Source organism: Streptomyces sp. NPDC102360 (assembly GCF_044766085.1).
In the GTDB taxonomy this organism is placed as follows: domain Bacteria; phylum Actinomycetota; class Actinomycetes; order Streptomycetales; family Streptomycetaceae; genus Streptomyces.
On record NZ_JBIWLG010000006.1, the window covers coordinates 191190 to 203864 of the forward strand.

Below are 12675 nucleotides of genomic sequence, written 5' to 3' on the forward strand. Positions count from 1 at the left end.
CACGTGTACGGACGCACAGCAGCCGCCCTGACCGCAGTGGCGGGCTCCGTCGTCACCGGTGTCCTGGTCCTGCCCACCACCGCACAAGCCGCCCCCGCGCACAACAGAACCACGGTCGTCGCCCACCGCGGTGCCTCCGCGTACGCGCCCGAGAACACGCTGGCAGCGATCGACCGGGCGCGCGCCCTGGGGATCACCTGGGTCGAGAACGACGTGCAGCGCACCAAGGACGGCGCCCTGGTGGTCCTCCACGACACCACGCTGGCCCGCACCACCAACGTCGAGCAGGTCTATCCCGACCGCTCCCCGTGGAACGTGGCGGACTTCACCTCGGGCGAGATCGCCAAGCTGGACGCGGGCAGCTGGAAGGGCGTCGAGTACACGGGCGCCCGGATCCCGACGCTCCACGACTACCTGCGGCGCGTCGACCGCAACCACCAGAAGCTGCTCATGGAGATCAAGTCGCCCGAGTTGTATCCGGGCATCGAGAAGCAGATCCTGCGCCAGCTGCGCACGGACGGCTGGCTGGACTCCTGGGACATCAAGCACCGGCTGATCATCCAGAGCTTCAACGCGGACAGCATCCGGACCGTGCACGCGCGGCGCCCGGACATCAAGACGGGCTTCCTCGGCACGCCCAAGACGTCCGAGCTGCCCGCCTACGCGAAGTTCGCCGACCAGATCAATCCCTCGCACACGACGATCTCGGCGGACTACGTCAAGGCGGTGCACGCGCTCAAGGGCCCGCACGGCAAGCCGCTCGAGGCCTACACCTGGACCGTCAACGACGCGAAGACCGCGCAGCAGGTCGACGGCTTCGGCATCGACGGGATCATCAGCAACGCCCCTGACGTGGTGCGGGCGGCCCTCGGCGGCTGACCCGCACGGCGTTGTCAGTGCCCGGCCGTAGCGTGGTCGGCATGAACGCCACTGGAGCAAGCGAGACCGGTCCCGCCGCGCCGGGGCAAGCCGTGTGGGCCGTCGTGCGCAGCGACATCGGCCCACTGCTGCTGGCCGCGACGGACACCGGTCTGGTGAACGTGGTCTTCCACGCCACCGACGCGGTGCGGGACAAGGCACTCGACCGGCTCGGCTCCCGGCTCGGGGCCGAGCCCGTCGAAGCGCCCGGATCGCCCCTGCTCGCCGAGGCGATACCGCAGCTCGCGGAGTACTTCGCCGGGCGCCGGCGCGAGTTCGAGGTGCCGCTCGACTGGTCTCTGATCACCGGGTTCAACCGGGAGGTGCTGCGCGAGCTGTTCGCCGGGGTGCCGTACGGGGCGGTCGTCGGGTACGGGGACCTGGCCCACCGGGTCGGGCAACCGGGAGCCGCGCAGGCCGTGGGCCTGGCGATGGGGTCGAATCCGCTGCCGGTCGTGGTGCCGTGCCACCGGGTCGTGGAGCGTGACGGCGGGATCGGCGGCTTCGGGGGCGGACTCGAGACGAAGCGGAAGCTGCTCGCGCTGGAAGGGGTGTTGCCCGAGCCGTTGTTCTGAGACGGTCCGGGGGCGGGGGCGGATGCGTGGAGTCCGCCGGGTTGATCGGGGCGGGGGCGTGCGTTGAGCACGGATGAGGAGCGACTGCGGCGGCCGGAGGATGTACCCCCGGAGGACGAGCGCGCCGACCCGGTCGGGCGGGCCGTGGACGTCGAGCCGGGGACGGAGGCGCTGCAGCACCGTACGCAGCGGGTGCTTGTCGCCTCGCAGATACTGGGCGGGCTCGGGACCGCGACCGGGATCGCGCTGGCCGCCGTACTCGCCAAGAAGGTCAGCGGGGACGAGGCGCTCTCCGGCCTCGCGTCCACGGCGAGCGTCGCGGGGACCGCGGTGCTCTCGGTGCCGTTGGCCGCGCTGATGAACGCCCGTGGGCGGCGGGCCGGCCTCGTACTGGCCTATCTGATCGGCACGATCGGGGCCGTGGTGACCGTCGTCGCCGCGGTGATCGGCACGTTTCCGCTGCTGCTCATCGGGCTTATGGGCTTCGGCGCGGCGTCCTCCGCCAACCTCCAGGCCCGGTACGCGGCCGCCGACCTGGCAGCGCCCGACCGGCGGGCCCGCGCCATCTCGACGGTCGTGTGGGCCACCACCATCGGCGCCGTCCTCGGACCGAACATCGCGGCGCCCGCGGGCCGCAGCGTCTCCGGGCTCGGCATACCGGCGGAGGCCGGGCCGTTCGTGTGGGCGGCCGGGGTGTTCCTGATATCGGCGGTCGTGGTGCACGTGACGCTGCGCCCCGACCCGCTGCTGACCGCGCGGTCCCTGGCTCCCGCCGAGGAGCAGTCGCCCGCCGCGCGTTCCATCCGGGCGGGGTTCGCGGCCGTGTCCGCCTCTCCGCGTGCCCGGCTCGCGCTGGTGACGGTCGCGGTGTCGCACACGGCGATGGTGTCCGTCATGTCGATGACCCCGGTGGACCTCGAACACCACGGCGCGGGCATCGAGTTGATCGGGCTGGTGATCAGCGGGCACATCGCCGGCATGTACGCGTTCTCGCCGGTGATGGGGCGCCTCGCCGACAAGTTCGGACGGCTCACGGTGATCGGGCTCGCGGTGGGGCTGCTCGCATGTGCGGCGCTGCTCGCCGGGACCGCGGGCGGCAGCCACGGGCAGAGCGCGGCGGCGCTGTTCCTGCTCGGGCTCGGCTGGTCGGCCGGGCTCGTCGCGGGCTCCGCGCTGCTCACCGACTCCGTGCCGCAGGCCGCGCGGGCCGCCGCGCAGGGCCTCTCCGACCTGACGACGAGTCTGTCGGCGGGCATCGGCGGCGCGGCGGCGGGCATCGTGGTGGCGACGGCGAGCTACGCGTGGCTGAACCTGGCCGCGGCGTGCCTGCTGCTCCCGCTCGGGGCGCTGGCGCTGTTCACGCGGCGGACCCAACACCCGTAGCGGGAGCGGATGTTCGTACGCGGATCAGCCCAGGGTGATGTGGTACGCCTTGCGCAGAGTCTCGTGCACGGTCCACGTCGTCCGGTCGCCCTCGCGCAGCACGGCGGCCGTACCCGGGCCGAGTTCCAGGGTGTCGCCGCCCTCGACCGCGACGGTGGCGCGGCCGCTGACGACCACGAACAGCTCGTTCGCCTCGGTGTCGGTGACCACGCCGGGCGTGATCTGCCAGATGCCGCGCAGCTGCTTGCCGTCGGCCGACTCCCACAGCACCTTGCCGGTCACCTCGGGGGCGCCGGAGACGATCTGTGCGGGGTCGAGCGGCTCGGGTTCGAGGTCCACGTCCGGGACGCGGACGGCGAAGGAACCCAGGGCGGTTGCGGATCGATCATTCGTGGTCATGGCCAGTCACCGTAGATGACCTGCGCCCCTCCTCTCACTGGACGGCCTGTGCCGTACCAGCCGCGCGGACTGGACGGCTCGTCGAGGCTTCAACAACTCCGGCCGGAAGGCTCCTCAGAACGCCGTTTCGGTAGCAGACTCCGCCATGCGCACAGCCGGAGCATCCCGCAGAGCGAGTCACGGAGCCGAAGGGACGGCGATCAGGCATGAGCGGAAACAGGGCAGTCGCATATCTCAAGCCGGGAGCGGTGGAGGTCAGGACCATCGAGCACCCGACGCTCGAGCTGAAGGACGGGCCGGGGGTGGCCTCGGCGAACGTGGGCCGGACCTGTCGGCACGGCGTGATCCTCAAGGTGCTCGCCACCAACATCTGCGGCAGCGACCAGCACATGGTGCGCGGCCGCACCACGGCACCCGAGGGCCTCGTCCTGGGCCACGAGATCACCGGTGAGATCGTGGAGAAGGGCCCGGACGTCGAGTTCCTGGATGTCGGGGACATCGTCTCCGTGCCGTTCAACATCGCCTGCGGGCGCTGCCGCAACTGCAAGGAGCGCAAGACCGGCATCTGTCTGAACGTCAACCCGGCACGGCCCGGGGCGGCTTACGGCTATGTCGACATGGGCGGCTGGGTCGGCGGTCAGGCCGAGTACGCGATGATCCCCTACGCGGACTTCAACGCGCTGCGCTTCCCCGACGCCGACCAGGCGCGCGAGAAGCTCCTCGACCTGACCATGCTCTCCGACATCTTCCCCACCGGCTTCCACGGCGCGGTGACGGCGGGCACGAAGGTCGGTTCGACGGTGTACGTGGCCGGGGCCGGGCCCGTCGGGCTCGCGGCGGCGGCATCGGCGCAGCTCCTCGGCGCGGCCGTCGTGATCGTCGGGGACATGAACGCCGAACGGCTCGCGCAGGCACGGAGTTTCGGCTGCGAGACGGTCGACCTCACGCGCGGCACGGTGGAGGAGCAGGTCGCCGAGATCCTCGGCGTCCCCGAGGTGGACGCGGCCGTGGACGCGGTCGGCTTCGAGGCCCGCGCACACGGCCCGGACGCGCCCGAGGCCCCGGCGACGGTCCTCAACTCCCTGATGGGTCTCACGACCGCCGGGGGCGCGCTCGGCATCCCCGGCCTGTACGTCACCGACGATCCGGGCGGCGTCGACCAGGACGCGCGCACCGGAACACTGAAGGTGCGGCTCGGCCTCGGCTGGGCGAAGAGTCACCAGCTCACGACGGGGCAGTGCCCGGTGATGCAGTACAACCGGGGCCTGATGATGGCGATCCTGCACGAGCGCGTGCACATCGCGAAGGCCGTCAACGCGACCGTGATCGGCATCGAGGACGCGCCGCGCGGCTACGCGGAGTTCGACCAGGGCGCGAGCCGTAAGTACGTCCTCGACCCGCACGGCGCGTTGAACGGCGCCCGACCGGTCTGAGGGATGGTGGCTCCACGCGCGCGTGGAGCCACCTTCCGGTCGGCTGGGGCAATCAAGCCTCTGCAGGGGGCACCTCCCAGCGGTAGCTGGGGGAGATTGAGCAGCGGGGTCCGGGGCAGAGCCCCGCGCCGTAGGGAACGTCGACCGCAATGCGCCTACTTCCGCCCCCACGCCGAGATCAGCGGCGCCGTCGCCAGGTCCATGGTCCCGTCGGCGACATTCGCCAGGTGCTGGTCGATCTCGTCGTCCGTCGCCAGGCCCGCCGTCACGAGCTGCGCGCGGATCTGCCCGACCGTCGCCGTCTCCAGCGCCGTGCAAGCCGGCGACGCCAGCGGAAAGTACGCGTCCGCCTCGACCTGACGCAGCCCCGCCGCCCGAAGCAGCCCGGGCAGCTTGCGGCCGTACGACAGATCGGCGCCGCGCTCCGCGAGGAGGGAACGGAACCCGTGCCGCAGGCGGTTGGCCAGCTCCTGCGCGGGACCCGCCTCGTCCGGGCAGAGCAGGGGCTGGAGCGCGGGGTCGGCGTCCTCGATGAGCAGCCGGCCGCCGGGGCGCAGCGCACGGATCATCGACGCCAACGCCCGCTCCCGGTCCGGGACATGGACAAGGACGAGCCGCGCGTGCACCAGGTCGAAACTCTCCGCGGGCGGCTCGTCGACGCCGATGTCGTGGCGTCGCACCTCGACGGGCGTGCGGGGCGTGGCGGTCTGCCAGGACGTGTCGATGTCGGTGGCGAGGACCCGGCCGGTCGGGCCGACCTTCCGCGCGAGCCACGAGACCACCGACGTACCACCGGCCCCGACCTCCCAGCAGCGCCAGCCGGAACCGATACCGAGACGCTCGATGTGCCGGAACGTCGTGGGGTCGAAGAGGACCGAGAAGGCGTCGAAGCGCCGCCCGGCCTCGGGCTGCTGGTTGTCGAGGAGGTACGCGTGCTCGCCTGATCGCATCATGAACCGATCATCCCAGCCCAATCGTTGGATACGGGACATTGCACAGCGGAGCGGAGCCTTCCGTTCCCACAGGGGTGGACGCACTGTCGGTGGCCGCTGGCAGACTGGCCCACACGTCATCTTCGCGACGGAAGCGGAGGGAAAACGGGAGGGGCCGAGCATGTCGATGGCGGGCAATCTGCGGAAGGTCGGCGGTCTGCGCAGGGTGGGCAGCCTGCGCAGGGTCGCGCGGCTCGCGCGGCGCACGCCCAAGGTCGACCTGAGCCACCCGGCACGCTCCCCGCTGGGCTCCGCGGTGGTGAACTGCGTGACCTACCGGGAGGGCGTGCGCGAGTCGGGCGACAGCGGTCTCGTCGAGTCGGTGCGCGCGGTGCGCAAGGCGGCGGACGGGTTCGTCTGGCTGGGGCTGCACGAGCCGTCGGAGCTGGAGTTCGCGGACATCGCCGAGCTGTTCGACCTGCACCCCCTGGCCGTCGAGGACGCGGTGCACGCGCACCAGCGACCCAAGGTGGAGCGGTACGGACAGACGCTCTTCGCGGTACTGAAGACGGTCTGCTACGTCGACCACGCGGAGCTCACCGCGACCAGCGAGGTGGTGGACACCGGCGAGATCATGGTGTTCCTCGGCCAGGACTTCGTGATCACGGTGCGGCACGGCCGGCACGGCTCGCTCGGCCCCGTGCGCGAGCGCATCGAAGCGGACACGGAGCAGTTGGCGAAGGGCCCGGCGGCGGTGCTGCACGCGATCGCGGACAGCGTCGTCGACGATTACCTGACGGTGATCGACGAGGTCCAGGCGGACATCGACGAGGTCGAGGCGGACGTCTTCGCGCAGAACGGCGCGAAGGCCGACCCCGGCCGGATCTATCAACTCAAGCGTGAGCTGCTCGAGTTGAAGCGGGCCGTGGTGCCGCTGTCCCGGCCGATACAGGAGCTCTCGGGGCGCCCCTTCCCCGCCGTACCGCCCGAGATACAGGCGTACTTCCGCGATGTGTCGGACCACTTGCTGCGGGCGGCGGAGCAGATAGCGGCCTTCGACGAACTGCTCAACTCGATCCTGCAGGCCCATCTGGCACAGGTGACGGTCGCGCAGAACGAGGACATGCGCAAGATCACCGCGTGGGCCGCCATCGTGGCCGTGCCGACGATGGGCTGCGGCGTCTACGGCATGAACTTCGAGAACATGCCGGAGCTGCACTGGCGGTTCGGCTATCCGCTGATGATGTCCGTGATAGCGACGATCTGTTTCGTGGTGTACCGGGGGTTCAAGCGCAACGGCTGGCTGTGAGCCACGCGGTCGACCCGCGCCACCCCGCACAGAGCCGAGCCGTCACCCGCTCCACGCGGGGTGGCGCGGGTCGTCCGCGCGGATGACGACGTCGGCGTTCGCCGCGGGTCCGGTCTCGGAGTCATAGCGCTCGAAGGCCGGGAGCGTCCACCGCTCGGACTCGGGGGTACGTCGCCGCAGCGCGCCCTGCGACAGGCTCACGTGCACGGCCAGATCGAAGGGGAACCAGTGGTGCAGGAGCAGCGGGCCGTGCATCAGCAGCACGCCACCGGGAGGGAGTTCGACGTAGCCACTGCGGGTCGCCCGGTCCGTGACCGGGTCCCACAGGTCGGGCAGGACGCGGCCCGTGCCGTCCGGTTCGAGCGGTCCGAACACCTCACGCCACAGGGCGCCCGTGTCGAACCAGCCGCTGTAGTACGCCTCGACGTCCCGGTGCCCGTACTCGAACCGGAGCGAGGCCGGGCGCAGAAAGCCCTCGGTGCCGACCGCGAGCGAAGACCGGCCGCGGGTGCGCAGGGCCTCGGAGACGAGCGCCGCGAGCTCGCCGGGGCGAGCGGCCGGCGCCCCGTCGAGGGCGACCTTCACCCACGGGCCGCCGTCGGCCGGCTTCAGGTCGAGCAGCCGCTCGGCGAGGGCGTCGCCGAGCCGTTCCCAGGTGATCGCTTCGAGTCGCACGCACTCCATGATGCAGGGCACGCACTCCACGATGCAGAGCCCGCCCGGACGGGCATCACACCCGTATGACCAGAGCCACCCCGCCCCCGGCCGGAGCCGCCACACGCAGCCCGCTCAGCCCGCTCGTCTTCCAGCCGGTCAAGCGCAAGCGGTGCGGTGCCTGTCGCCGGGGGCCGCTCGGGCTCCTCACCCTGGAGGGCGGCCGGCCCCGCTGCCTGGACTGCGCCGACCTGGGGCACCTCGTGTTCCTGCCGCGCGGGGACACGGCGCTGACCCGCAGGGCGCGCGAGGAGAGCGGGCTCTCAGCCGTCGTCGTGCGCTTCCACCGGCGGCGCGGGCGGTACGAGCGGCAGGGCGTGCTCGTCGAGGAGCCGGCGCTCGCGCGGGCCGAGGCGCGCTGCCTGGCGGACGCGGAGGCGCGGGCCAGGCGGCGGGCGCGGGACGCGGCGCGGCAGGCGGCGCAGGACGCGGTGTTCGTGGCGGAGTTCGCGGCGCGGATCCGGCGGCTGTTTCCCGGTTGCCCCGAGGGCCGGGCGGCGGCGATCGCCGCGCATGCCGGGGCGCGCGGGAGCGGGCGGGTGGGCCGGAGTGCGGCGGGGCGCGCGTTCTCGGAGGGCGCGGTCGCGGCCGCGGTGCGGGCCGCCGTGCGCCATGTGGACACGCCGTACGACCGGTTGCTGATGGAGGGCGTACCCCGCGGGGAGGCCCGCTCGCGGGTGACCGAGGCCGTGGCGGCGGTACTGGACGACTGGCAGGAACTCCACACAACCACCACAACCGGCACCGTTCGCTCAATGTAATCGTGAAATCACTGTCCACAACCGACAAACTGCGGCATGATCCGTCTTGATGGGGGGAGCGCATGATCGAAGGTCCGTATTTCGTGCTGGTCGTGCTGGGGGCGGTCTGGTGCGGGGTGAGCTCGGGGGTGTTCATCGCGTTCTCCACGTTCGTGATGCGCGGACTGGGCGCACTGCCCGCCGCACAGGGGATCGCCGCGATGAACGCCGTCAACATCGCCGCTCTCACGCCGCCGTTCATGGCCGTATTCCTCGGCGCGGCGGTGCTGTGCGCGGTGATCGCGGTGGTGACGTTCGTGCTCTGGCCCGAAGCGGGCACCGTCGAGCTGCTGCTCGGCTGCGCGCTGTACCTGGTGGGTTCCTTCGGCGTGACGGTCCTGGCGAACGTGCCGCGCAACGCGGCGCTCGCAGGCCTCTCCGGCGACGAGGAGACCGAGAGCAGCGCCGCGCAGTGGCGGGCGTATCTCGTCGAGTGGGTGCGGTGGAACCACGTAAGGGCTGCGACGGGAGCTGTCACCTCGCTGTTGTTCGTACTCGCCCTGACCTGAGCCGGGGCGCCCCGCTCCCACCCGACGTATCGTGACAAAAGAGCCAGAGCCAGCTGTCACGGCGTAGGGAGACGGCCATGGCCGACCCCAAGGGCTTCCTCACCACACCCCGCCGGGAGGCGCCGCGCCGCCCGGTCGGCGAGCGGGTCCGCGACTGGGACGAGGTGTACGTCCCCGGCGGCCTGCTGCCGATCATCGAAGCGCAGGCCGACCGCTGCATGGACTGCGGAATCCCGTTCTGCCACGAGGCGTGCCCGTTGGGGAACCTGATCCCCGAGTGGAACGAGCTGGTCTCGCGGGACGACTGGCGGGCCGCGAGCGAGCGTCTGCACGCCACGAACAACTTCCCGGAGTTCACCGGCCGCCTGTGCCCGGCCCCCTGCGAGGCGGGCTGCGTCCTCGCCATCAACCATCCCGCCCGTCTCCCACCACCACCCTCAACCGAGGCCCTTCGGGCCGCCCCTCCTGCTCCAGTCACCATCAAGAACGTAGAGGTCGCCATCGCCGACCGGGCCTGGGACGAGGGCTTCGTGGCCGCACAGCCGCCCGAGCGGCACAGCGGTCTGACCGTCGCCGTCGTCGGCTCGGGCCCCGCCGGGCTCGCGGCCGCGCAGCAGCTGACGCGGGCCGGGCACACGGTCGTCGTGTACGAGCGGGACGACCAGCCGGGCGGGCTGCTGCGCTACGGGATCCCCGCTTTCAAGATGGAGAAGCACCAACTGGACCGCCGACTCGACCAGTTGGCCAAGGAGGGCGTGCGGTTCCGTATGTCGACGGAGATCGGCCGGGACCTCACGGCCGCCGACCTGCGGGCCCGGCACGACGCCGTGGTGATCGCGACCGGGGCCACGGCCTGGCGCGAACTCGACGTCCCCGGACGGGAGTTGACAGGCATCGAGCAGGCGATGGAGTACCTGCCATGGGCCAACCGCACGTACGAGAACGAGAAGACCACACCACTCAACCCACCACCGGAGACACAAGAGTCACCGCTCACCGCCACCGGCAAACACGTCGTCATCGTCGGCGGCGGCGACACCGGCGCCGACTGCCTGGGCACGGCGGTGCGCGAACGGGCCGCGTCCGTCACGCAATTGGACATCTACGACAGGCCGGGCGAGGCGCGCGACGAGGACGTCGAGCCCTGGCCGACGTACCCGAAGCTGTACCGGCTCTCCGCCGCGCACGAGGAGGCCGGTGAGTTGCGCACGGCCCCGGCGGCCGACGCGGACGCCCGGCTCTTCGCCGCCTCCACGCTGCGCTTCACGGGGGACGCCGCGGGGCATGTGCGTGCGCTGCACCTCGTGGAGGTGGACGCGGCGCGCAGGCCGCTACCGGGAACGGGGCGGACGCTGCCCGCCGATCTGGTGCTGCTCGCGCTCGGCTCCCACGGGCCGGAGCGCCAAACCGGCGGCCTCATCGACCAGTTGGGCCTCGGCGTCGATGAGCGGGGCCGTCTCGCGCGGGACGCCGCCTTCTCGACGGGCGTTCCGGGCGTGTTCGTCGCGGGCGACGCGGGGCGGGGCGCTTCGCTCGTGGTGTGGGCGATCGCCGAGGGAAGGGCGGCGGCCGCCGCGGTCGACCGCTGGCTGACGGGCCGGACGCTGCTGCCGGAGCCGATCGGGGCGCACGACCGCCCGATGACCGTCTGACACGACCGCCCGACGACCGCCTGAACGGCCGTCTGAACGGCCGGGAGGACCGCCCGCCCGAACGCGAACGATCCGCGGCACGTCACGACAGCAGAAAGTCAGCGGCCCCCGTCTTCGCTCCCTCGATGAACGCGGTGATCTCACCAATGGTGTAGATCAGCGCGGGCCCGTCCGGGTCCGACGACTGACGTACGGCGACGCGCCCGTCGGCCAGCTTCATGGCTTCGAGGCAGTTGCCTCCGTTGCCGCCACTCCACGGCTTGTGCCAGCCTTCGCTGCCGAGCTCGCGCGCGGGCATGCCGTTGTAGATCGGCTCGCCGTCGACGCCTCGTATTCGGTCCTTGATCGAGTCCATTCACAGCTCCTTGCGGAGATCGCGGAGGATCTCCTTTGTGCGTTGCGCCGTCGCGGCATGCGCCGCCATGCGGTCCATGACTTCGAGGTGGGTGGCCACCTCGGGGCGCGCGTCGAGGTAGACCGCGCCTGTCAGGTACTCGCTGTAGACCATGTCCGGCAGTTCTGACATGGCAAATCGGAACAGGACGAAGGGTCCGTACGTGCCCGGGTGCGGGCCCGCGGCGAACTCCGCGACCTGAAGCGTCACGTTCGGCAGCTCCATCGCTTCGAGCAGCCGGTCGATCTGGGCGCGCATCACGTCCGCGTCGCCGACCGGGCGGCGCAGGGCGGTCTCGTCCATCACGACCCAGAGTCGGGGCGCGTCCTCGCGGGTGAGCAGGGCCTGGCGCCGCATCCGCAGGGCGACGTGCCGCTCGACGACGTCCGGGTCCTCGGCGAGCGCCCGCCCTATCGCGCCGGAATGCAGCACCCCGCGCGCGTAGTCCTCGGTCTGCAGCAGGCCGGGCACGAAGTGCGGGTCGTACGACCTGATGAGCCGGGCCGCGCCCTCCAGGCTCACGTACATGGAGAACCAGCCGGGCAGGATGTCGTGGTACCGCTGCCACCAGCCCGGCCTGTTCGCCTCCTCCGCGAGCTGCACGAAGGACGTGGTCTCCTCGTCCGCGACGCCGTAGGCCTTCAGGAGCAGCTGGACGTACGGGATTCGCAGCGAGACCTCGGCGGTTTCCATGCGGCGGATCGTCGCGGCGGTCACGCGGAGTACTTTCGCGGCCTCCTCGCGCTTGAGCCCGGCGCCCTCGCGAAGGTCCTGCAGCCGGCGGCCGAGAACGACCTGGCCGACCGTCGGCGCGGACCGAGGTTCGCTCACGCCCCCTACCTCCCAGTAGTTCCAATGTCTGAATCCCGCCATTCTTCATCGCGGGGAAAGGTCCGAAAAACGTCCCTCACCGGCCGTTTCCCTGCGATCAACCCCCGGCGGGGGCCGCGTGGCGCGCTGCTGCGAGCAGTCTGCCATGCCCACTCCACACGGCATACGCCACTCTGCACTTTTCAGAGTGGCTCTTGCCAAGTGTTCATGGCGGGGAGATAGTGGCAAGCGTGACTCCGTCTGCGCCTTTAGGAACAGAAGCCGGCGAAACTACGTTCGGTGACCGTTCGGGTACCCCGACAGGGGCCCACCCGTCGGCGATCCGTCGCAGCAGTTTCGAACTGGCTCCCCATCCGGGCTCCGCCGCTCAGGCCCGGCGCGTGACGCGTACCCACCTCAGTGCGTGGGGCGCGTGCGAGGACACCTGTGACGCGGCGGCCCTTGTCGTGTCCGAACTGGTCACGAACGCGATCGTGCACACCGCGAGCCGGCGCATCCACTGCGAACTTCGCGAGCTGCGCGACGACTCGGGCGACCGGCTGCGCATAGCGGTCAGGGACGAGGGCTGCATCCCCGGTGACGCCCGCGCGGGCCGCGTCGCACCCGAGGAGGAGCATGGCAGAGGACTCCTCCTCGTGGCCGCGGTCGCCACGGCGTGGGGCGCCCAGGAGACCGGCCCCGGCCTCCTCGTCTGGGCCGAACTGCCCCGCGACGAACTGGCCCCGCAGCCGCCGGGCCCCGTACCCGGCGCATCGGACGGCGCCGGATGGGCCTGGTGAACGTCCGCCACTGCCGGACGGCGGGCGGAGGAACGACGAACGTGCGA

Annotated in this window: 14 protein-coding genes; 9 read left to right on the plus strand and 5 right to left on the minus strand. The window is 71.5% G+C overall.

Annotated features, from left to right (window positions below; all coding sequences use genetic code 11):
- The first annotated feature begins 3 nt into the window (after positions 1–3).
- From ACIRHA_RS24270 to ACIRHA_RS24280, 3 genes are all read left to right on the plus strand, one after another.
- Entirely contained in the window at positions 4–879 is an 876-nt protein-coding gene (locus tag ACIRHA_RS24270) for a glycerophosphodiester phosphodiesterase (protein ID WP_403849406.1), read from the plus strand.
- Between the two features lie 41 nt (positions 880–920).
- Positions 921–1493, plus strand: coding sequence for a methylated-DNA--[protein]-cysteine S-methyltransferase (locus ACIRHA_RS24275; RefSeq protein ID WP_403849409.1), 573 nt, complete (start codon positions 921–923; stop codon positions 1491–1493).
- Between the two features lie 144 nt (positions 1494–1637).
- Positions 1638–2876, plus strand: coding sequence for an MFS transporter (locus tag ACIRHA_RS24280; protein ID WP_403850130.1), 1239 nt, complete (start codon positions 1638–1640; stop codon positions 2874–2876).
- A gap of 24 nt (positions 2877–2900) precedes the next feature.
- On the opposite strand, the gene ACIRHA_RS24285 is transcribed toward ACIRHA_RS24280, so the two are convergent.
- Positions 2901–3275, minus strand: coding sequence for a cupin domain-containing protein (locus ACIRHA_RS24285; protein ID WP_403849412.1), 375 nt, complete (start codon positions 3273–3275; stop codon positions 2901–2903).
- 206 nt (positions 3276–3481) lie between these two features.
- On the opposite strand from ACIRHA_RS24285, the gene fdhA reads away from it, so the two are divergent.
- Positions 3482–4708 carry a formaldehyde dehydrogenase, glutathione-independent gene (gene fdhA / locus ACIRHA_RS24290; RefSeq protein ID WP_403849415.1) on the plus strand — a complete coding sequence of 409 codons (1227 nt, stop codon included), beginning with the start codon at positions 3482–3484 and terminating at the stop codon, positions 4706–4708.
- Positions 4709–4863: 155 nt separating this feature from the next.
- Here the strand turns inward: fdhA and ACIRHA_RS24295 are convergent, their stop codons facing one another.
- Positions 4864–5661 (minus strand): methyltransferase domain-containing protein, encoded by a 798-nt coding sequence (locus tag ACIRHA_RS24295; RefSeq protein WP_403849418.1) that lies wholly within the window; start codon positions 5659–5661, stop codon positions 4864–4866.
- 160 nt (positions 5662–5821) lie between these two features.
- Here ACIRHA_RS24295 and ACIRHA_RS24300 point away from each other — a divergent pair, with 160 nt between their 5' ends.
- Positions 5822–6949, plus strand: a complete 1128-nt coding sequence (locus tag ACIRHA_RS24300) for a magnesium and cobalt transport protein CorA (protein WP_403849421.1) — start codon at positions 5822–5824, stop codon at positions 6947–6949.
- 42 nt (positions 6950–6991) lie between these two features.
- Here ACIRHA_RS24300 and ACIRHA_RS24305 read toward each other — a convergent pair whose 3' ends face one another.
- Positions 6992–7624: a uridine kinase gene (locus ACIRHA_RS24305; RefSeq protein ID WP_403849424.1), complete on the minus strand. Its 633-nt coding sequence runs from the start codon at positions 7622–7624 to the stop codon at positions 6992–6994.
- Positions 7625–7689: 65 nt separating this feature from the next.
- Here ACIRHA_RS24305 and ACIRHA_RS24310 point away from each other — a divergent pair, with 65 nt between their 5' ends.
- The 3 genes from ACIRHA_RS24310 to ACIRHA_RS24320 all read left to right on the plus strand — a co-directional run bounded on the left by ACIRHA_RS24310 (position 7690) and on the right by ACIRHA_RS24320 (position 10624).
- Positions 7690–8424, plus strand: coding sequence for a DUF2293 domain-containing protein (locus ACIRHA_RS24310; protein ID WP_403849427.1), 735 nt, complete (start codon positions 7690–7692; stop codon positions 8422–8424).
- Positions 8425–8486: 62 nt separating this feature from the next.
- Positions 8487–8972, plus strand: coding sequence for a DUF1772 domain-containing protein (locus ACIRHA_RS24315; protein WP_403849430.1), 486 nt, complete (start codon positions 8487–8489; stop codon positions 8970–8972).
- Between the two features lie 77 nt (positions 8973–9049).
- Complete coding sequence (locus tag ACIRHA_RS24320) at positions 9050–10624, plus strand: glutamate synthase subunit beta (protein ID WP_403849433.1); 1575 nt, start codon at positions 9050–9052, stop codon at positions 10622–10624.
- An 82-nt stretch (positions 10625–10706) separates the two neighbouring features.
- On the opposite strand, the gene ACIRHA_RS24325 is transcribed toward ACIRHA_RS24320, so the two are convergent.
- Positions 10707–10979: a DUF397 domain-containing protein gene (locus ACIRHA_RS24325; RefSeq protein WP_351337194.1), complete on the minus strand. Its 273-nt coding sequence runs from the start codon at positions 10977–10979 to the stop codon at positions 10707–10709.
- Positions 10980–11849 (minus strand): helix-turn-helix domain-containing protein, encoded by an 870-nt coding sequence (locus ACIRHA_RS24330; protein ID WP_403849436.1) that lies wholly within the window; start codon positions 11847–11849, stop codon positions 10980–10982. It lies immediately after the preceding gene.
- A 380-nt stretch (positions 11850–12229) separates the two neighbouring features.
- Between ACIRHA_RS24330 and ACIRHA_RS24335 the strand changes: the two genes are divergently transcribed.
- Positions 12230–12628, plus strand: a complete 399-nt coding sequence (locus ACIRHA_RS24335) for an ATP-binding protein (protein ID WP_403849439.1) — start codon at positions 12230–12232, stop codon at positions 12626–12628.
- Positions 12629–12675: the final 47 nt, after the last annotated feature.